This is a genomic window from Chitinophaga filiformis (assembly GCF_021646545.1).
Taxonomy (GTDB): Bacteria; Bacteroidota; Bacteroidia; order Chitinophagales; family Chitinophagaceae; genus Chitinophaga; species Chitinophaga filiformis_A.
Genome location: NZ_JAKIRP010000005.1, coordinates 237,681 through 258,724, shown reverse-complemented (window position 1 = coordinate 258,724; position 21,044 = coordinate 237,681). Strand labels below are relative to the sequence as shown.

The following is a 21,044-nucleotide window of genomic DNA, read 5'->3' as shown; positions in this document are numbered from 1 at the left end:
ATTCCCCACGTTTTGAATACTATAGCTGCTTTGAAGCAAGGTAACCTTTTGGTATTTAACGAAGTCTATTATTCCTGGCACAAAAGGATCTACTATTTTATTCTCCAAAAAACAAGGTCATCCTTTATTGCAGAAGAGGTGACGCAGCTGACATTCATCAAGTGCTGGAACTACCGGGAAAATCTCGCAGACGACCTCAATATAGAATTACAGCTGTTCCGTATTGCCCGCACCACGCTGATCGACTTTCTACGGAAGGAAACCGTTTACAGGGAAAAGGTGGTCCATGTAATAGATAAGTATACCCTGCCGGTAGATGACCTCTGGGGGAAGCTGGCAGAAAAGGAACTACAGGTGAAGCTGGCGGATGCATTGAAAGAGATGCCTCCGATGCGTCGTAAAGTGTTCGAAATGAGTCGTTTTAAAGGCATGAGCCACCAGCAGATCGCACGGGAACTTTCCTTGTCGTCCAGAACAGTGGAAACGCACATTTTCCAGGCCATCAAACAGATAAAACATTATCTCGGGTTCCTGGCCTCTCTTCTGGCCTGGTTTGGCCGGTTTTAAAATATTTTGGATCGGACTACGTAGTTCGCCCGTTACAAACGTATTACTTATCTGTCAGCCGTATATAATATGATAAATGATGAATTACTGAAACGGTTCTTCAGCAATCAATGCACACCGGAGGAAGCCCGCAGGGTGGCCAATTACCTGCAGGAGCATCCTGATATGCTGGAGAAATACCTGCCGGAAGAGGAATTCCTGCAATTACAGGAAAGCGGCTACTTCCCGGAAACCGTTTCCCAACAGTGGCTGAAGAATATTCATCAACAAACGCTACCGGCCAATAACCGGAAGAAATGGATTAAACGACTGGCCATCGCAGCAGTAGTCACCGGCGTATTGGCAGGAGGAACCATGTTGTTGCTCCAGCGCGATCATCAAAAAATTAGTGCTGTTAATCAGGAACTGACAATAACGATTCCTACTGAACAACAGCAGCGGACCACCAACACCAGTCATAAAGCCATGGACATCGCGTTGCCGGATGGTTCTGTGGTAAGGTTACTGCCGGCAGCCAGTATTGTATATGACAAACAATTCAGGGAAAACAGGGACATTTACCTGACAGGAGAAGCCGATTTTACTGTAGCCTTCGATAAATTGCACCCCTTCGTAGTGTATAGCGGCGACCTATATACGACCGCATTGGGCACCTTTTTTCATGTGAAAGCCAATCCCGGCGAGGATATGATCAGCATAAGACTGAACAGCGGGAAAGTGATGGTACAAGGCGCCGTCAATAAAAAGAAAGTCATCAACGATGTGGTACTCACTCCCGGTAAAGAACTCAATTACTACCGTAAGACGGGAAAAGTTTTAGTGTCTGACTTCAATACCAGGGGCATGGACATATTAGTAAGAGCCGGCAATAATGACACAGGGTATACGAAACCAGACTGGTATAAATTTAATAATCAACCCATGTCGGAGGTATTGGATCAGCTGAGTAATTACTATGGAATAGCCATCTATTATTATCCTTCAGACGTGATGGAGATTTATTTCGATGGTAAATTTGAAAAAACAGACTCGCTGGAGAAAATCTTAACCGATATAACGCTGCCCAATAATCTGCAGCTGATCCGGAATGATAGCGGATTTATAATTAAGAGGAGATAAATCACCGATATAGTTCTATTCCACAAGTGGGCGCCGGTAGCGCCCCGGGGCTTGCTATGCTCCGGACTTTAAAAACACATTCCAGTTATGAAGATGTTCTATCAACCAAAATGGCGTCTGTACCTGCTACTAGTCATGTTGACTTCAGGCGTTTCAATGATCACCCGGGCTCAGGTTCGCATGCAGGTGACCGGCACAGTGCGCACAGATCAGGGCGACCTTCTCCCCAACGCCTCTGTAGTGGCGCTTAATGAAAAAACAATGTATTCCGCAGGCGTGGTAACTGACAGTAATGGTGTATTCCGTTTTTCCGGATTGCCCCCTGAAGGAAAATACTCTCTCAGCGTTTCTTACATGGGGTTTGAAACCCAACGGCTGAATAATGTTTTGCTGAAGTCGGGCGCCACGCTCACTTTTTCTATACGCCTCGTCAGGATAGTGGCGGCCCTGAACGACATTGTCGTTATCGGTTATGGTACTGCCAGAAAGAAAGATGTAGTGGGCGCTTTCAATGTAGTAACGGTGAAAGAAGCCGGTGCGGTAAATGCGACTAATCCCTCGCAGCTGCTCATCGGTAAGGCCGCGGGCGTACAGGTGCTGCAAAGCAGCGGGGGCGCCGGTGCAGATGCCCAGATTATCATCAGGGGTACTGGCAGCTTCACGGATATCAATCCGTTGTATGTAGTGGATGGCATCCAGGGCACAAAAAACCTTTTTAATACGCTTAATGCCCAGGACATAGCAAGTATCACCATCCTGAAAGATGCATCTTCTACAGCTATCTATGGCTCTGCAGCGGCAAATGGCGTGGTGATCATCACTACCAAAAAAGGAAAGACCGGCCCGCCTCGTATCAGCTTTACCTCTCAATGGGGCATCGCCAAAGCCTGGAAACAACTGCATCTGCTCAATGCTGCACAATATGTGGACGCGCTGAAAGATCTCGCCGCTACCAAGAATACCGTGCTGCCGGCAAAATTCAATACAACAGCCGTTTTACAGGACAGTACCGACTGGCAGGACGCCATCTTCCGTAATGCGCTGGTATCGGAAAATGACCTGAACATCAGCGGTGGAGGTGAAAAGGTAAATTATAGTATATCCGCCACTTATATCAATCAACAGGCCATCTTAACCAATGCTACCAACAAGCGATTCCAGGCACGTATAGGCCTCGAAGAAACGTTGGGCCGCTTCCGGTTTACACAGAACATCATCGTCCGGCAATATGTGAGCAAAGGCAACTACGCCAATATTATCAATGCTATACAATATGCCCCCTATAAACCCATCCTGGACCCATCTATCCAGGGCGGGTATTCTATCGTCTCTAACATCGATGACTTCAGCAATGCCGTTAATCCGATACAGGAGATTGCCATGAGAAGTCAAACGACCAAATCACTGGCTTTCTTCCCGCAGCTATCCGGCGAAGTACGTATCATCGATGGATTGAAATTCCGTTCACAGTTTGCAGCAGAGGTGAACTCCAGCAGAAGTAACAGCTATCAGAAACAGTACCAGGCATCCAATTTCCTGAACCAGGCCCGCCAGTCGTTGCTGACTTTTACGGAAAACTCGTACTATATGCTGGAAAACTACCTGTCGTACGACAAACTACTGGGCAGGCATCAGCTCTCTTTGATTGCGGGGCAGAGCTATATTGACCCGGGTATTACCAACGGCTCTTCCATCAGGGGAACCGGGCAACCCAATGATAATATCACCAATGTAGGTGTGGCATCTTCCCAATCCGTTACCAATACTTATTCCAACTATGCACGTCCTTCTGTGATCTCTTACTATGGCCGGTTGAACTATACGTATGATGATAAGTATATACTGACCACCAGCTACCGCCGGGATGGTGCTTCGAACTTTGGCCCTAACAACCGTTACGGTAATTTCGCTGCCGTAGGTTTATCCTGGCGCTTTTCCGAAGAGGCATTTATAAAAAATACGCTCCCGGTACTATCGGACGGAAAATTGAGTGCCAGCTGGGGGCAAACCGGCAATAACAATATTCCCAACTTCCTGAATACCGCAAAAACCTACCAGGGCACACCTGGCGGCGCACTGGTATACTCGCTGGGCAGTACAGAAACATTTATATCCGGCACCACGTTGACCACCCTGAGCAACCCGGATCTAAAATGGGAACAAACCAATCAGACGGATATAGGCATCGACCTGGCTTTCTTTAAAAAACGCCTCAGCCTTGAAGCTGACTGGTATGATCGTAAAAGTACGGGGTTGCTGGTAACCACCTTGCTTCCCGCCAGTATTGGTGTAAGTCCTACCGGTACGCAGCCTCGTAAAACAGTAAACGCAGCCGACGTCCGGAACAGAGGTTTTGAGTTGACAGTCGGGTATGCAGATAAAATCAACGATAACTTCAGTTTCAATGTGAGCGTTAATGGATCTGTTAATCACAACGAAGTATTGTCGTTAGGTAATCAGTTTTCTGCGCCTATCCAGGCTGGCGCCTTTACGCCGGTACCCGCCACTACTTACACGGCAGCAGGCAATGCCATCGGCTCTTTCTATGGCTACCGAGTGGATCATGTGGCCAGGGATGCTGATGAAATCAATATCCTGAACCAGGAAGCAGCAAAAAAAACAGGCAAACCAGATGCGAAGTATCAGGATGGTTTGTTGCCGGGCGATTTTATTTATAAGGATATTGACGGCGATGGTGTGGTTACGGGAAAGGACCAGGAAATATTAGGTAATGCCATCCCCAGATATATTTATGGGATCAATGCCGGTGTCACTTATAAGAACTTTGACCTGAACCTGGTATTGTCTGGTATCAGCGGATTGAAACTCCTGAATGGCCTAAAATTAAATACCAGCTTCATGTCTACAGGGCACAACGCCAGCACCGACATCCTCGACAGATGGCGTAAGCCTGGTGATGTAGCCGCTTTACCCAGGATAGGCCAGAATGTAACCGGCAACGGTAACCTCCGCCCATCTGACTGGTGGCTGGAAGATGGCAGCTATCTGCGTTTACGGAATATTACTATCGGATATAACACCCCGGCGCCGATGTTAAGCAATATTACTAAAGGCGCCGTTAAATCGCTCCGCATTTACATAGCAGCCCAGAACCTAGTTACGCTCACCGGGTACACCGGGTACGATCCGGAAGTGGCAGGCGACTACCTGTTTGCACGTGGTATTGATCAGGGACAGGTGCCACAGCCAAGAACTTTCCTGGCAGGTATTCAATTAGGGTTTTAATTTTTAAACGTGATCTTATGAAGAAGTATATACATCAAATAGTGCTGATAGCTGCGCTGATAACCATCTCTACCGGATGCAAAAAGTCGCGCCTCGACCTGGTGGACCAGAGTGCCTATGCATACGAAACCTATTTTACTAACATCGGCGCGCTGAACCAGGCTACTATTGCCTGTTACGCTACACTGTTACACCCTGGATTGTGGGCAAGGGAGTATTACTATATTTTTGACCTGATGGGACATGAAGCCAAGCGGGCCAGCTTTTTGCTGGGGGCAGAACAGGAATTGGGCGATTACAGTTTTGGTACCAACAATGCCGATCAGAGTGCCTTATGGAGTTCTCTCTACCGGATGATCTTCCGGACTAACCTGGTGATAGACCGGGCAGCGGCCTGGAATCCTACCGCCACCGCAGACCGGGCAAAACTGAATCAATATCTCGCAGAGGTTAAGTTCCTGAGGGCATATGCATATTTCCATCTAGTAACCTTATGGGGAGATGTGCCACTGTATACCGACTATCAGACTACACTTAATAACAACTATTTATCGCGCAGTCCTGCTGCTGAAGTATGGAAGCAGGTGGAAAAAGACCTGACAGAAGCAGAAGCAACTTCGGAATTACCTGCCGTATATTCTGCTACAGAACTGGGCAGGGCAACCAAAGGCGCAGTGATAGCGCTGCTCGGAAAGGTTTACCTGTATCAGAAAAAGTGGGCCCTTGCACAAACATCCTTCGAAAAGTTGATGGGCGCGCCATATGCCTACAGGCTCGACCCTTCATTTGATAATGTTTTCAGCACTACGAATCAGAACACGCCCGAAAATATCTTCCAGATCATGCATCAGCAGTGGACCGACTGGGGCATTGGCTCGCCTTACTATATGTTTGGTAATGGTGCGGAGCAGGTGGGTAAACAAACGCATACCGGTCGTGCGATGGAATATGGCTGGAACGATTGGAAGAACGTATACATCAGCAATGCTGCTGTGAAGGCATTTACGTATCCCAATCCTGCAACGGGTGAACCGTATACAGATCCCCGTGCTAAATCCACCTTCTATGGCACTGCAGCTTCAGGAGGAGAAACCATGTACTGCCAGCAGTGCCCTACAGGTGAAAAAGCGTTTCCATTTGATGCTACCGATCCGCAGGGCGACTATCGCTGGAAGAAATATGAGTATTACAATCTCGTGGAAAAATATGGCGATCCTAAAAGTCCTATCAACGGGCAGGTGATCCGCCTGGCAGATGTGATGCTGATGCTGGCGGAAGCTTATATCCAGCAAGGTAATACGGGCGATGCTCCACTGGCGTTGATCGACAGTGTACGTTCCCGCTCTCATGCTGTTTTGTATACCACGCTTGGCGGTAAAGATAATGCCATGAAAATATTGATGCGCGAGCGCCAGCTGGAATTGTGCGGAGAGCAATGCCGGTATTTCGACCTGCTGAGATGGGGCATTATCAAAGAAACTATTAATGCGGAAAAAGCTGCGGAGCCGGGAACCGGCACACAACCTTTCCAGGATAAACACCTGCTGTTCCCCATTCCTGATGTGGAGAAAAACTATAATCCCAATGTGGCCAAAGACATTCGAAATGGCTGGAATTGATACCAGGATCATCCAAAAAAACCTTAAAAAATTCCACTATGAACTTGAAAACGATCTACTCCATCCTATTATTAACCATCTTTTATCTGACCGCTTCACGGGAGGTAAATGCGCAAACGTATACCTGGAATCAGGTCCGGATAGGCGGATCTGGTGCGCTGCCTTCATTTGTGGCACATCCCAAGGTGCCCGATCTTTATTTCATCACCACCGATGTAGGCACTCCTTACCGATGGAATAAGAACCTGCAGAAATGGGAGCATTTGATGCTGTTCAAAAAAATACCCGTTACTTACTGGAACTGGGAGTTTCACCAGCGTTGCGGCAGCATTGGCGTAGATCCCAACGACTCCACCGGCAACATCCTTTATGCCACAGTGCAGGACAGTGAAGGTTCAGGGCCAGGCAAAGGGAACAAGGACATGGGCACCATCCTGAAAAGTACCGACAGGGGCGATACCTGGACGGACCTGCGTGTGCCCATTGTAGTGTATCCGAACAATACACAGATTTTTGGCGACCGTATACAGGTTGATCCAGCCAACAGCAACCGTGTATGGGTCGTAACAGACTCGAATGGCGCCTTGAAATCGGAAGACGCCGGCAGCAGCTGGTCGCAGGTAAGCGCCATCACTACGCCAGGCTACTGCTCTTTTATTCTTTTCGATAAAAGTTCCGGTACTGTTGCCATCAACGGGCAAAATGTTACCCGGAGAATCTATATAGGCCGGTCAACAGGTGTATATGCATCTGAAGATGGGGGCGGCTCTTTCTCGCTGATGAGCAACAGTCCTGCACATCCCTACCGGGCCACGATCCATGCGGATGGAACGCTTTATGTGTCTGCCGGAACAGAGAATTTGCCTAAAGGCGTTTACAAGTATAGGAACGGTGGCTGGCAGGACGTTTCCCCTGTAACTTTAGAGCCAGATCCCGATCCGAATAAAGCCGACAGATACTTTTCTAAAGTCGCAGTGAACCCCGCCAATTCAGATTATATCGTTGTAGGTACCCGCGGTACCTGGAATAAGGATCCTTATTTTATTTCAAAGAATGGTGGCGCCCCTGGCTCCTACACACCAGGAAAGATCAGCCGCGATAATTCGGAAGCGCCACATTCGAAGAATGACGGCTTATCGTTTAACGCCCCCGGGCATAACCCGATCGCATTTACCTGGGATCCCTTTTACCCGGACCGCGTATGGATCAACGATCTGCTGGATGTACTTTCCACGGATAATATCTTTGGTAGCCCCGCTAACTGGAAGATCCGCGTAGTGGGTTTGGAAGAGATCATGGTAACCGGTCCGCTGGTGGCGCCCCCCAGCGGCAAGAATCAATTGTTCACGGTTACCGCGGATGTTGGTGGGGCTCACCACCGTTCCCTTACGGAGCCGTTGAGGCAGGGCGCCGTTTCCAGCACGGCGCTGTTCACGAACATCTTTTCAGCGTTTAACATGCAGGGGGTCGCGTTCCAGTATACGGACCCGGATTTTCTTGTACGTGTGGGTAGCGACGGTCCGGCAGATAACAATCTCAGCGCATCACGCGCGGGTTATTCCACCGATGGTGGAGACACCTACACACTATTTCCTAAGTTGCCCGGCATACGCGGGCGTGTAGCCGTGTCGGCTAACCGAAGGAATATCCTCTGGCTGACGCAAATGGACGGCAACAGTCCAGGTAACGTGTACTGGTCGGACAATCTTGGCGCCGATTGGACCAAATCCACCGGCCTTGCTTCCGGCATTTTACCTGCCGGGCCGCAATGGATGTTGTATCCGGGAGAAAACCATCTGGCAGCGGATAAGGTGAACGGCGATTATTTCTATGTCTGGGACCGCGGCTCATTCTTTGTAAGTTCAGATGGCGGAAAATCGTTCGTGAAGACAGCTGCTGAGGGCCTTGCCGCCAACGCAGGCAGCAATCCGAATGGCTCTGCTTATGCCACTACTTCTAATATTGAGGTAACACCAGGGAAGACAGGTGATGTATGGATCGCATACCACAATGAAGGATATCCGCAATACAGCGCGCTCTATCATACAACAGATACGGGCAAAACATTCACCAGGGTAGGCGGCGAGAATTTTAAACCCAAATGGATCGCAGCCGCTATGTCCGATACCACACCCAATGCGCACCTGGCTTTGTATGTGACCAGTCAGGCGCTTCCGATTAATGGCATTCATTATGGCGCCTTCCGTTCAGACGATACGGGTCGTACATGGATCACCATTTTAGACAGGCTGCCGGGTGTAGCACCGAATATTACGGCGGACAACAAAGGAAGAATGTTTATTTCTGCTCACGGGAACGGTATCTTTTTCGGCACTCCGGTAGCAGGACCCGTTCAGTCGGTAGAAATAATCAATTCCGCGTCAGACACGATTGTAAAAGGATATTCGGTTAAGCTGAACGTAAAGCTTACACCTACTTATCCCACGAATCCCTCCGTTACCTGGAGCTCTTCCGATACCTCGGTGGCCAAAGTGGACGCCTTCGGGAATGTGAACGGTGTGAAGGCCGGTAATGCCACGATCACCGTTACGTCGGTCGACGGAGGAAAAACAGACACACACACCATTGTCGTCATACCGCCGACCATCTCCACCGGCATAGCGATAGACAGTGTCGTCTACGGCACCATGAATACACCTAAACAGATCATTACCACCATAACGCCCGCCAATACTACCAATAAAACGCTTATCTGGACAGTGGCGGACGCCAGCGTGGCGAGCGTAGATGCCAACGGCGTGATAACAGGTCTGAAGCTGGATACCACGACCCTCACCGTTACGGCTGCAGACGGCGGTGCCAGCAGGACCGTGCAGCTGATCGTCAACACCATCGTGACGGCCATCAACGCAGGAACAACAGGTAATCCGGCAACACCGTATCAGAATACTACCATCGGCCAGTATGTACCCGAAGGGGTGGGCGGCACCGCCGGGCTTTGGCACGCAGGATATACCGGGAACGTCCGTATCACGGCCACGGTTGACCTAAGCCAGGTAACAGCGCCTGCACCCCGCCAGGTGTATGAATACATGCGCTTGTCCAGGAACAATGTCACGCCGATGCGGTATTACCTGCGCAATCTTATTCCCAACGCCAACTACGTGCTACGCCTGCACTTTCTGGAACCCAGTGATGCCGATAAGGCTAATCGCATCTTCAGTGTAAAGGCCAACAATGGCGATAGCCTGATCAATTTCAATGTTTACCAGGCCGCAGGCAATAAGCTGAACACCGTTGTAACACGTACACTTGAAGCGAAAGCGAATAGTTCAGGCCTGATAGAGGTCTGGTTCTACCCGAAAGCAGGCGATGTCTATAGCGCTTCCATCGCCGCCATTGAGGCACGTATCATTCCACTTCAGGCGATCAGCATCCATTCAGACAGCAGCAATCTTTATGTGAGCTATACTGATACGTTGCGGGTGACCACTACGCCGCTGAACGCCACCAACCGGAATGTCTCATACCTTTCTTCCAATCCGGCTGTTGCAACTGTAGACCTGAATGGGGTGGTAACAGGAAAATCGGCGGGAACAGTTACTATCACTGCAACTTCCGCAGAAAGCGGCTTTAAGGCTACCAAGACCTATAACGTGATATATGTGCCCGTTCAATCATTAACATTGAATACGTCGTCGGCCAATGTATTTGTGGGATTGACCACTCAGCTGACTGCCACCGTTGCACCGGCGAAATCCAGCAATAAACTGGTGGTATGGACGACTTCAGACACGCTGCTGGCTAAAGTAAACGGTGCCGGTATTATCACTGGCATCAAACAAGGTGATGTTATCATAAAAGCCGCATCTGCAGAAAATCCGACAATCTTTGCGCAGGCCAATGTGCATGTGGCCGATGTATTAGCCACCGGGCTTACGTTGCAGCCATCCACCGCGATCATTGGGGAGGGAGATACATTGTTGATGGCATACACTTTCTCGCCCGCAAACACTACCAACAAAAAGGTTTCCTGGACCAGCTCCAACACAACAGTGGCTACCGTTGACACTGCGGGGATCATTACGGCGATCAGGCAGGGAACAGCTACCATCACCGCCAATGCACAAGACGGATCGGGCGTATCAGCTACACTGCCCGTAACCATTGTGCCATTTGACTCCTGCGGCGGCATACCCAACTATGGCTTCGAAAGCGACCTGATTAACTGGATCACTTTTAAAAAGGACTTGCCGTTTGTCGGCGCCGTGTACACAGTTAGCGGCAAAGGCCATTCCGGTGATAAAGCCGTAACAATGGGCTTCACTACAGACAAGACAGGCATGAACATTCAGGGTTCCATACCTGTAAGAGGAGGTAGTGTTATTGTATTTACCAATTGGGTGAAAGTGGAGAAAGATGCTACCGGCTATCCGTGGTGGTCTGGCTACGGCGTTGGGTTTATAAACAGCCAGGGCGCTCCCACAGGTAACGCCAACTATTCAAAAGAGGTGTATAATGTAGCGGCCTACCGGGACAACTGGGCGCAGGTAAGAGATACCATCACTGTGCCTGACAGCGCAACAGGGCTGACTTACTGGGTAGCTAAAGAAGGATTTGGTACCGTATGGCTGGATGATTATTGTATAGAAGTTTTAAAGACAAATCAATCGGCCGTTTATGGTATAAACGCGGGCACCACGCAAACACCTCCTGGTCCATATGCCAATACCACCTTTGCGCAATATGTTCCGGAAGGGCCTACTGGTACCGATAAGCTCTGGCATGCAGGTTATACCTGGGTACAAAAAGTGAACTCTCCTGTAGACGTCTCTCAGGTGACTGATCCGGCTCCGCCGCAGGTATATGAGTATATACGTATATTCAAAGACAATGTAACCCAGATGCGTTATTACCTGCGTGGGCTCACTCCTAATACTGTTTATACCATCCGCCTGCATTTCGTTGAGCCAGATAATGCGCAGAAGAATAACAGGATATTTAGCATTAAAGCCACCAACGGTCTGGACAGCCTTATCAACTTCAATATCTATCAGGCCGCGGGCAACAAATTGAATACCGCTGTTATAAAAACTATCAGGGCAAAAGCAGACAATGCCGGTTTGATACAGGTATTCTTTTACCCTAAAAAAGGATTGTATGATCCATATAGCGGCTCGGTGGCGGGTATTGAAGTGCGGACATTACAGCCGGGAGATACGCTGCAAGGTGTGACGAACACCGTCGCAGTAGCCGGCAATAAATTAAACACACAAGGCAACCTGGATTTTACAACGGAAGTATATCCGAATCCTTCCCATGGTGTGTTTAATGTAAGAATGACTTCTGCTTCGAAAGCGCCAGCGGTACTTAGTATTGTTAATAATGCCGGTAGCATTATTTATTCTACGAGGATAAATGCCGGTACTTATTACCAGCTTGGACAGAACCTGCAACCTGGTATTTATTATATTAATCTTAAGCAAGGGGGGCAAAGTAAGACGATGAAGGTGGTGAAACATTAAGTGGTTAGATTAGTAGGAGAGGAGCTGTCTCATGGTAAGTGAGGCAGCTTTTCTTTTTGGGCTGTAATCTTTCCCTGTGGTGATCATCTTCAGCTAGATGACAACTCAGTTACCCGGAATTTCCTAAACTGCAATTAAATTCTTACATTTCTTACACATAAAGTTAACCAGTTATGAAGTTCAAACTAATTCTATCGTTTTTGCTCTTAGCCATCTGTTTTGCTGCATTTAGCCAGGAAAAGCAACCCGGGAAATCCAAAGAACACAATACCGATGTCACTGAAAAGGGATTGATTAAGATATGCATCATGTACCCTTATGCCGAAGGTAAAACCTTCAATATGGAGTACTATGAAACGAAGCACATGCCCATGGTAGCGGGTTATTTAGGGTCAAATCTGGTCAGATATACCATTGAAAAAGGGCTTGCCAGCGGTATGCCTAATCAACCATTACCTTTTATGGCTATCGGAACATTTTATGTAAAAAGCTTGAGTGAATATCAGGCGGCTATTGCTCCGAACAGAGATGCGATCCGTGCAGATTTTGTAAACTATACCAACGTCGTTCCTGTCATTCTGGTGAGTGAAGTGGTGAAATAAAGCAGACTTTCATACTCCCCAGCCTTTGCGGGACGCATTTAGTATATTTGTTTGAAGATATACTTTACTTAATAGTTAAATGGCCAAAGGAACAATAGGTGCAGCCAGTGATTGGGATAAATACAATCACCTCTTTAAACGTCAGGAAGTACCTGCGAAAACAATACTTTTACGGGAGGGCGAAATTTCAAAAAATGCCTATCTCATAGAGAAAGGTTGCTTACGCACATGGTTTAATAATGACGGAAGCGACATCACCACGCAGTTTTTCTTCGAGGGAGACGGTGTTTCCTCTGTTGAAAGTTTCAGAACAAATGAGCCCAGTCTCTATAGCATAGAAAGTATAGAGCCTTGCATTATAAAGATTCTTTCCAAAAAAGATTTTGAATTTGTACTGGATAATTCCCCGGGTATAAAAATGGAGATGGAGAGGCATCTCTTCAGGAGATTTATCGATTGTCAAAAGCTACTGCTTTCGCATATTAAAGATAGCCCTCAACAACGTTATGAACAGATTCTACAGCAACGTCCGGATATCATTATGCGTGTTCCCCAACATTATATTGCCTCGTATCTGGGAATCACGAAAGTTCATCTCAGCCGTATAAAAAGTAAACTAGCCGGAAAAAGATAGTCTGCTGGATTTGATAACAAATGTTATCGTCGGGACCCATCGCGTAGATTAGTTTTGCTGGGAAATAAACCAGGTAAAATGAGAGTGGTAGTCGTATTTAACCATCCCTATGAGGGAAGTTATGCAAACGCGATTCTAAATGCAGTAACAAAAGGGCTTAAAACAGCAGGTCACGAAGTGGACCTTATGCATCTGGACAATGACGGTTTTAATCCGGTTATGTCTAAGGCAGACCTTAAAGGCTTTGTTGAACACAGAGCCGTTGACCCGCAGGTAATAGACTATAATAAGCGGCTGAAGGAAGCTAACCACCTTGTTTTTATATTTCCTATCTGGTGGGACTTAATGCCTGCAACTACCAAGGGATTTATCGACAGGGTCCTTACTCCAGGGGTTGCTTATGATCATCATCCAAGAGGCTTCGGATTGGTGCCCCTTTGGGAGAATTTAAAAGGAGTAACCGTTATCACAACGATGAATAAACCGAAAATTATGTATTCCTTACTTATTGGAAATCTGATCAGGAAAGCAATGCTGAGAAGTGTTTTCAAAACTATGGGATATAAGAATCTTAGCTGGATCAGCTTTAATCGTGTTAAATCGGTAGGGCAGAATAAGAGGGTAAAGTGGCTGGAGGATCTCGAAAGGAGATTTGGGAGAATGAACTAGATAAGTGGTCATAAAAGAAAATGATCAACGTCGAACCACAAGAACAAATCCATTAATTCAGGTTCGTTCAGAGTCGACAGGCACTTCTTACAAACAAGACAACCCGACCTTTTGAGACTATTCTCAAGAAGTCGGGTTGGGGTGATCCCGCTTAACCCCTAAACCATTTATTACTCGTGCTTAAACAGTTTTTGGGATATTTTATCGACCAGTCGCAAAGTGGCATTCGGTATCAACGCATTAAACAGCCTGGCCGGTGTGTAGCCAGCGAACGCATGCTCCGTTTTACCTTTATTTATACTACGTATGACTTCTCGTGCATAGACTGCCGGCATGGGAGCTTTCCCTGTATATCCCAGGCCTCTAGACATTTCGGTATCTACCCCTTGCGGCAGGACTTCAACGACTTTAAAATTGGTGTCTTTTAATTGGTATCTCAAGAGCCGGGTAAACGCGTTTAAGCCGCTTTTAGAAGAGAAATATAACAACTGGTTGGGTGCCGGGAAAGCTACAATTGCCGAAGAGACATTCACAATTAAATTGCTCGCAGCGCGATCTGCCTGCACGATGAATTGTTGCGTAACTGCGATAGCCCCGGAAAGGTTCGTGTTTATTTTTTCAAAGATCTGCGATGAAGTCATGGCCTTTTTGTCGATATAATAAGGCTCCGTTACCCCGGCATTATTGATCAGCACATCAACAACGATATTGTCTGCCTTCAGGCGCTTAAATAAGCCGTCTATTTCATCGGGTTTTGATATGTCTGCGACATAATAGGAAATGTGCTTGCCGGCTGCTGAAACTCGTTTAAGTTTTTCCTCATTTCTTCCATTGATGATCACTTTATTTTCCGCAGATAAAATAGTTGCCAGTGCCTCCCCAATGCCCGATCCGCCGCCCGTGATTAAAATCGTTCTACCTTTTAGCATTATTTAAAATTTAAGGAAGCAAAGTACAGAGGAAGGTTTATTTTTGAAAGTAGTTACCAAATAGTATTCTAATTTACAAAAAGATAGTGTAGCTGAAAATCATCAAGTTAAATTGAAAGAAAATATGGAAAATTGTTTGCCGAATCTGGAATCACTACAATTTATTTTACAGGTTTTGGGTGGAAAATGGAAAATACATATCCTTTCCATCCTGTATTTCGGCAAGAAACGGTTTAAGGAACTGGAGCGGGAAATAGGCAGCATTTCACCAAAAATGCTTATCAAGGAGTTGAAAGACCTGGAAGCAGCGGGAATCGTATACCGGCAAACCTTTAACACCGTACCAATTACAGTGGAATACAGCCTGACGGAAGATGGCCTTACATTAAAGCCTGTGCTTAACCAGATCAATGAATGGGCGGTGCACCTGAAGCAGAAGGTAAATAACCAGAGCAAGCAAAGACCAGGTGAACAAGGTTAACAGGGCAATCATCAGGATTGCGATTTCCTTGCTTTATAGCTTTTTACACTACCGGGTCGCGATTTACAACTCCAGCTTTTTCATCTGGAATTCTATGTCTTGTTTGGTTTTTAAAAACGTTTTTAGGTCTATTGCTCCTGATTGCCTTTTTTGCTGGATATCGCGGAGCTGTTCGTTTAGGCTTATTCTTTCTTTCTCTGCTTCTGATAACTCTTTTTGAGGATAAAGTTTGTCAAGTTCATCTTCCACATTTGTAGTTTTACTTAATACTTCATCAAGTGTATTGCCTAAAAATGCACAACTCTCATCATCTTCAATACTCCCTGCCGGCACAAGAAGAACTGAGGGACTGTTTTGAAGGTTTCTGAAATCATAGACGTAAAATTTACCCCCTCCATTAAAAGCGATCGGTAAAAAATCAGGAGCCCAAATCAAGAAGCCGTATGCAATATACTTTTCTCTGATCCCTTCGGGACTGAAAAATCCGAATTCTCTTTCGCCGTTTATTATGCCACCACCGTTTGAATATTCTAATAATTGCTTGTATTCTTCAGGCAATTGTAAATAAGGCGGAATCTGAAAATCAGTTACTGTTTTCCCCTCCGTATAATCAGAAATAATGTTAAACTCTTCTTCAGAGTATGGTTGAAGAAAATAATTATCGGGGATTTCGTCCTTTAGCCCTTCTTCTTTGTCGAAGAAAGTATATTTTGAGTACCACATTTTGCTTGTATAGTTGGTATGCTTGTTTGAGTTTGTTTGTTGATAAGAGTGTTCCTGGGATCACGCGGGTGCTCAAGGAAAAATCGGTCGATCTTCGGAAAGCATATTTTAGGCTTAAGTATAACTACGCAATATAAGGAAATAAACGTGTTCATTTTTCACCGCGACTACCGTATTATGCATTTTAACTAAACAACTCTTTTAAATTCTAGTTGAGACTAGCAAGCGTTAAACAGCTGCTGGCACGAAGCAGTTATCTTTTATTTAAGCATCGTGAGCATGGATACGTGAACAAAGACTAAGAGCGGAGCTGCAGTTCGCCAGATATCTTGTCATCCATTAGGGTATCAGCTATCATTATGTTTAGGGGCAGTTTTTCGCTACTGTACCCAACTGGGCTGGAACTCATTAAAGATTTAATGACTATACGGATAATTCATTAAAACCCCTCTCAACTCCACTCGATAAGATCCCCAAAATTTTTTTTCCCACCCTCTAGTACCAAACCCCCATTTCCCGGATAAGCTTATAAAACGTCCACTTTGGAAACTGATAAACTTAAGCGAATCTTCCGGCAATACCTCTTGGGACAAACCGGGGAAAAAGAGACTAGCACCATCGATCACTGGTATCAATCATTTGACAATGAGCGTGTTGCCCCACTCAGTAGGGAGGAGGAAGAAGCCATCCGCCTGGAGATCTGGCAGAACATCCGCCCGGAACTGGAAAGGAAGAAAGTCCATTATTTAAAGAGAAGCTGGGCTGCCGCCGCGGCAGCGGTCCTGCTATTAGCCGGAGGACTGACCTATTACCTGGTAAACACCAGCACCCCGGCGTATACAGAAGTAACCACCGCCGTGGGCGAAAGGAAGACCATACAGCTGGCAGATGGCTCACAACTTACCCTGAACGCAGGTTCTATTGTCCGCATACCTAAAGACATGGGCAAGGAACGCCGGCTGGATATCGTTGATGGGGAAGTCTTTTTTGACGTAAAGGGCAATCCTGCTGTTCCTTTTATCGTGGAAAGCGGCCCGTTGACCACTACTGTGCTGGGTACTTCTTTCAATGTAACTGCTTATAAAGAAGTGAACAGGATGAGCATCGCCGTGACAGACGGTAAGGTAAGTGTGCAGAAAACCGGTAGTACTGCGGATGTACTCGTGAAGGACCAGACCCTGACCTATGACCGGACGAAAAACAATACCACGATAGATGCCATCGACAAAAGCCTGCTGGAATGGCGGGAAGGAACTATGGTGCTGAACGATGCCTCCTTTGGAGATATGGTGGTGCTGATGCAGAAGAACTTTGGTCTTACACTGACTACCTCACAGGTAAAGATCAGGGAGACGAGGTACACCACTGAATTGTCAACTACTATGGACCCTGTAAAAGCCGCGGAGGTACTGGCTGCTATCCACAACCTGAAGATCGAAGTGACCGGCCACGTGGTCACACTCTTTGAATAAAACCAACAGACTAATAGAAACAGACAAACCAACGGACTAACACAAGCACAAGAAAACACTGATCAACCAATGTCACGGAAGTTCCACTAACGTACATCTTAACGCCTAAACTACGTATGAAAAAAATTGCCACGACCTTCAGAAGACGGCTATTGTTTGCCGTTCTTCTCCTGATGGGAGCTTCCCTTTTCCTGCCGGTATATGCAGGTAAGGGACAGATCCTGAAAGAGACCAATGTCACTATCCGTCTGAAAAGCGGATCATTGGAGTCAGCCATACAAGAGCTGCACTCGTCCACGAAAGTTACTTTTGCCTATGACAAACAACTGTTACGCTCTTTTCCCATCCGGGACTGCTCTTTCTCCAACGAGCGACTGGATGTAGTACTGGAACAGTTACTCCGCAACAAACAGCTGGAGTTTGCAGAGGTTAACAACATTGTTGTGATCAGTAAGGCTGCTGCCGGCAATACTACGCCTACAGCAGTGAAAGCGGGGAGAGAGGACATTGTAGTATCCGGTATCGTGCTGGATGAAACAGGTACTCCTATGCCCGGTGTGAGCGTAGCGGTACGTGGATCCAGTACCATGACCTCCACCGGCAATGACGGTAAGTTCAAACTGATCGTACAATCGGCCGATGCCGTACTGGCTTTCAGCTTCATCGGTTATGAGACCGTCATCGAAACAGTAGGTAAGCAGACGAGCCTGAATATACGCATGAAAGTTGCCAGCAAGTCGCTCGGTGAAGTAGCAGTAGTGGGTTTTGGTACACAGCGTAAAGTAAGCCTGGTAGGTGCACAGTCTACTGTGAAGGTAACAGAATTCAAACAACCGGCTGCAGATATCACAACCATGCTGGCAGGCCGTATCGCCGGTGTGGTAGGTGTACAACGTTCCGGCGAACCGGGTAAGGGAAGCGCCGATATCTGGATCCGGGGCATCTCCACCTTCGGTGATGGAAACAGCTCTGGCCCATTGATCCTGGTGGATGGGGTAGAACGTTCTATCAATAACATCTCACCGGAAGATATTGAGTCTTTCACCGTACTGAAAGACGCTGCCGGTACCGCTGTATATGGCGTACGTGGCGCCAATGGTGTGATACTGGTGAAAACGAAGACGGGTAAGGTAGGTAAGCCACAGATCTACCTGGATTATAATGAGGGCGTGAATACATTTGTGCGCCGTCCTGAAATGCTCGATGGTATCTCCTATATGAACCTGGCCAATGAAGCATTGACCACCCGGAACCAGAACCCGAAATATACGCAGGAATATATCCAGAATACTAAGAACGGTACCGATCCTTTGCTGTATCCTAATGTAGACTGGATGGACGCTGTATTCAATAAATACGGGCATACCCGCAGCACTAACCTGAACGCCAGCGGTGGTGTTGAGAACGCACAATATTATGTATCCCTGGGTTATTTCAGTGAGTCAGGCTTCATGAAAACAGACGATCTGGCGAAGTATAATTCATCCATGAAATATAACCGGTACAACTTCACCAGCAACCTCAATCTGCGTGTTACAAAAAGCACCAAACTGGATGTCGGTTTACAGGGATATTTTTCCAATGGTAATTATCCCGGAATCAATTCTGCCGATATCTTCCAGAGCGCGATGGATGCCGCACCCGTGGCCTATCCTATCATGTATCCCGGTGGCCTGGTGCCCGGACAGTCATCCAACGGTGGCTTCCGCAATCCATATGCTGACCTGACCCGCAGGGGCTACCGTAATGAGTTCCGCAATCAGCTGTTCTCCAATCTGAGGGCCACACAGGAGCTGGATGCATTGACCAAGGGACTGACCGCGAGCGTGATGTTTGCGTTTGATACATACAACCAGAACTATATTACCCGTTCCAAGAGAGAGGATACCTATTATCCTGATCAGAGCATGCCTTACAAACCGGATGGTACGCTGAATCTGGTGAAAACATATACGGGAAATGCTTACCTCGGATTTGATAATAATTCCAACGACAGGCAGACCAGCCGTAAATTTTATACAGAGGCTTCTCTGAATTACGACAGGAGTTTTGGTAAACACCGCTTTGGCGGACTGGCGCTGTTCTATTCCAGCGACAGAACGAATGCGCTGGCGGGAGATTTTATCAGCTCCATCCCTGAAAGATCATTGGGTTTTGCGGGCAGGGTAGCTTATTCCTATTCAGATAAATATTTCCTGGAAGTGAATGCCGGTTATAACGGTTCTGAACTGTTTGCACCCGGTAACCGCTTTGGATTCTTCCCCGCTGTAGGTGTGGGCTGGATCATTTCTGAAGAGAAATTCTTTGCACCACTGAAGAACGCTATTACGTTCCTGAAATTCCGCTATTCCAATGGTAATACTGGTTTGGGTAGTGCGAGAGAACGTTTCCTGTACATCACGAACCTGAGCACTTACGATCGTGCTTATAAATATGGAAAGACATTTAATGAACTCGGCGGGATCAACATCAACCGTTATGCTACGAATGTAAAATGGTCTGTATCCAACAAACAGGACCTGGGTATCGAGTTCCGCACATTGAAAGACCGCCTGTCAGTGATCGTAGATCTCTTTAAAGAACACCGTACCGGTATCTTCCTGCAAAGGGCCTCCAACGTAGATTTTATGGGCTTGCAGAACCAGCAGTTTGCTAACCTGGGTATCGTGGATAATAAAGGCTTTGACGCTTCACTTGAATATAGTACCCGGATCGGCGCGGTTGACGTAAGACTGAGAGGTAATATCACTTATACGAAAGACGTGGTGATAGAAGACGACCGCCCACCGCAGACTTACCCATGGATGGAGCACAGGGGCAATAATGTGCTTGCCCGCTATGGATACATCGCTGAAGGCTTGTTTGGCAGTGAGGACGAAGTGAACAAGAGTGCTGTACCAGGCGATAAGTCCAAAGTGAAACCCGGTGATATCAAGTATAAAGACCTGAACGGCGACGGTATCATCAACAGCTATGATGTGACCAAAATAGGCCGTGGCGATCTGCCAACGACCGTATATGGATTCGGCTTCGACCTGGGATATAAAGGATTCAATTTCGGACTGCTGTTCCAGGGTATTTCCGATGCAGATAGAATGCTGGCAGGATCGGCTATCATACCATTCAATGGTGGTGGCGGTCTCACCAACGCATATGCTATTGCGGAAGACAGGTGGACGGTGGATAATCCCAACCCCGATGCATTCTATCCCAGACTGGCATATGGAGAGGCAGAGAATAAAAACAATACACAGGCCAGCTCCTGGTGGGTAAAAGACGTCAGTTTCCTGCGACTGAAATCCGCACAGCTGGCGTATAACCTGCCTACTACCTGGTTGAACAGAACAGGTATCCGCAATGCGTCTGTTTATGTGCAGGGCATCAACCTGTTTACCTTCAGTAAGTTCAAGCTGTGGGATCCTGAGCTCAATACAGATAATGGTTCCAGGTATCCTAACATCAGGACCATTTCTCTCGGTATGAACCTGAAATTTTAA

Annotated in this window: 13 protein-coding genes; 11 read left to right on the top strand and 2 right to left on the bottom strand. The window is 47.0% G+C overall.

Annotated features, from left to right (window positions below; all coding sequences use genetic code 11):
- The first annotated feature begins 12 nt into the window (after window positions 1-12).
- The 8 genes from L3C95_RS15615 (at window position 13) to L3C95_RS15580 (ending at window position 13,942) form a co-directional block, all read left to right on the top strand.
- Complete coding sequence (locus tag L3C95_RS15615; protein WP_236388940.1) at window positions 13-567, top strand: sigma-70 family RNA polymerase sigma factor; 555 nt, start codon at window positions 13-15, stop codon at window positions 565-567.
- A gap of 69 nt (window positions 568-636) precedes the next feature.
- Window positions 637-1,686 (top strand): FecR family protein, encoded by a 1,050-nt coding sequence (locus L3C95_RS15610; RefSeq protein WP_236388939.1) that lies wholly within the window; start codon window positions 637-639, stop codon window positions 1,684-1,686.
- A gap of 87 nt (window positions 1,687-1,773) precedes the next feature.
- Window positions 1,774-4,932 carry a SusC/RagA family TonB-linked outer membrane protein gene (locus L3C95_RS15605; RefSeq protein ID WP_236388938.1) on the top strand — a complete coding sequence of 1,053 codons (3,159 nt, stop codon included), beginning with the start codon at window positions 1,774-1,776 and terminating at the stop codon, window positions 4,930-4,932.
- Window positions 4,933-4,949: 17 nt separating this feature from the next.
- On the top strand, window positions 4,950-6,551 hold the full coding sequence (locus tag L3C95_RS15600) for a RagB/SusD family nutrient uptake outer membrane protein (protein ID WP_236388937.1): 1,602 nt from the start codon (window positions 4,950-4,952) through the stop codon (window positions 6,549-6,551).
- A gap of 38 nt (window positions 6,552-6,589) precedes the next feature.
- Complete coding sequence (locus L3C95_RS15595; protein ID WP_236388936.1) at window positions 6,590-12,037, top strand: Ig-like domain-containing protein; 5,448 nt, start codon at window positions 6,590-6,592, stop codon at window positions 12,035-12,037.
- A 173-nt stretch (window positions 12,038-12,210) separates the two neighbouring features.
- Window positions 12,211-12,639, top strand: a complete 429-nt coding sequence (locus L3C95_RS15590; RefSeq protein ID WP_236388935.1) for an EthD family reductase — start codon at window positions 12,211-12,213, stop codon at window positions 12,637-12,639.
- A gap of 79 nt (window positions 12,640-12,718) precedes the next feature.
- Entirely contained in the window at window positions 12,719-13,273 is a 555-nt protein-coding gene (locus L3C95_RS15585; protein ID WP_236388934.1) for a Crp/Fnr family transcriptional regulator, read from the top strand.
- 78 nt (window positions 13,274-13,351) lie between these two features.
- Window positions 13,352-13,942, top strand: a complete 591-nt coding sequence (locus L3C95_RS15580; protein ID WP_236388933.1) for an NAD(P)H-dependent oxidoreductase — start codon at window positions 13,352-13,354, stop codon at window positions 13,940-13,942.
- Between the two features lie 170 nt (window positions 13,943-14,112).
- Here the strand turns inward: L3C95_RS15580 and L3C95_RS15575 are convergent, their stop codons facing one another.
- Window positions 14,113-14,871, bottom strand: coding sequence for an SDR family NAD(P)-dependent oxidoreductase (locus tag L3C95_RS15575; protein ID WP_236388932.1), 759 nt, complete (start codon window positions 14,869-14,871; stop codon window positions 14,113-14,115).
- 124 nt (window positions 14,872-14,995) lie between these two features.
- Here L3C95_RS15575 and L3C95_RS15570 point away from each other — a divergent pair, with 124 nt between their 5' ends.
- The gene (locus tag L3C95_RS15570; protein WP_236388931.1) at window positions 14,996-15,352 is read left to right on the top strand and encodes a winged helix-turn-helix transcriptional regulator; all 357 of its coding nucleotides are present in this window, start codon (window positions 14,996-14,998) and stop codon (window positions 15,350-15,352) included.
- A gap of 63 nt (window positions 15,353-15,415) precedes the next feature.
- Here the strand turns inward: L3C95_RS15570 and L3C95_RS15565 are convergent, their stop codons facing one another.
- Entirely contained in the window at window positions 15,416-16,075 is a 660-nt protein-coding gene (locus L3C95_RS15565; RefSeq protein WP_236388930.1) for an SMI1/KNR4 family protein, read from the bottom strand.
- 542 nt (window positions 16,076-16,617) lie between these two features.
- Between L3C95_RS15565 and L3C95_RS15560 the strand changes: the two genes are divergently transcribed.
- Together L3C95_RS15560 and L3C95_RS15555 are read left to right on the top strand one after the other, a co-directional pair.
- A complete protein-coding gene (locus tag L3C95_RS15560; protein ID WP_236388929.1) occupies window positions 16,618-17,547 on the top strand; it encodes a FecR family protein in 930 nt (309 codons plus the stop codon).
- Between the two features lie 116 nt (window positions 17,548-17,663).
- Window positions 17,664-21,044 carry a SusC/RagA family TonB-linked outer membrane protein gene (locus tag L3C95_RS15555; RefSeq protein WP_236388928.1) on the top strand — a complete coding sequence of 1,127 codons (3,381 nt, stop codon included), beginning with the start codon at window positions 17,664-17,666 and terminating at the stop codon, window positions 21,042-21,044.

Excerpts from the sequence above, each read along its gene's own strand:
- L3C95_RS15580 (WP_236388933.1), top strand. The coding sequence starts at position 13,352 with ATGAGAGTGGTAGTCGTATTTAACCATCCCTATGAGGGAAGTTATGCA.
- L3C95_RS15570 (WP_236388931.1), top strand. The coding sequence starts at position 14,996 with ATGGAAAATTGTTTGCCGAATCTGGAATCACTACAATTTATTTTACAG.
- L3C95_RS15610 (WP_236388939.1), top strand. The coding sequence starts at position 637 with ATGATAAATGATGAATTACTGAAACGGTTCTTCAGCAATCAATGCACA.
- L3C95_RS15555 (WP_236388928.1), top strand. The coding sequence starts at position 17,664 with ATGAAAAAAATTGCCACGACCTTCAGAAGACGGCTATTGTTTGCCGTT.
- L3C95_RS15600 (WP_236388937.1), top strand. The coding sequence starts at position 4,950 with ATGAAGAAGTATATACATCAAATAGTGCTGATAGCTGCGCTGATAACC.
- L3C95_RS15595 (WP_236388936.1), top strand. The coding sequence starts at position 6,590 with ATGAACTTGAAAACGATCTACTCCATCCTATTATTAACCATCTTTTAT.
- L3C95_RS15575 (WP_236388932.1), bottom strand. The coding sequence starts at position 14,871 with ATGCTAAAAGGTAGAACGATTTTAATCACGGGCGGCGGATCGGGCATT.
- L3C95_RS15585 (WP_236388934.1), top strand. The coding sequence starts at position 12,719 with ATGGCCAAAGGAACAATAGGTGCAGCCAGTGATTGGGATAAATACAAT.
- L3C95_RS15565 (WP_236388930.1), bottom strand. The coding sequence starts at position 16,075 with ATGTGGTACTCAAAATATACTTTCTTCGACAAAGAAGAAGGGCTAAAG.
- L3C95_RS15605 (WP_236388938.1), top strand. The coding sequence starts at position 1,774 with ATGAAGATGTTCTATCAACCAAAATGGCGTCTGTACCTGCTACTAGTC.
- L3C95_RS15590 (WP_236388935.1), top strand. The coding sequence starts at position 12,211 with ATGAAGTTCAAACTAATTCTATCGTTTTTGCTCTTAGCCATCTGTTTT.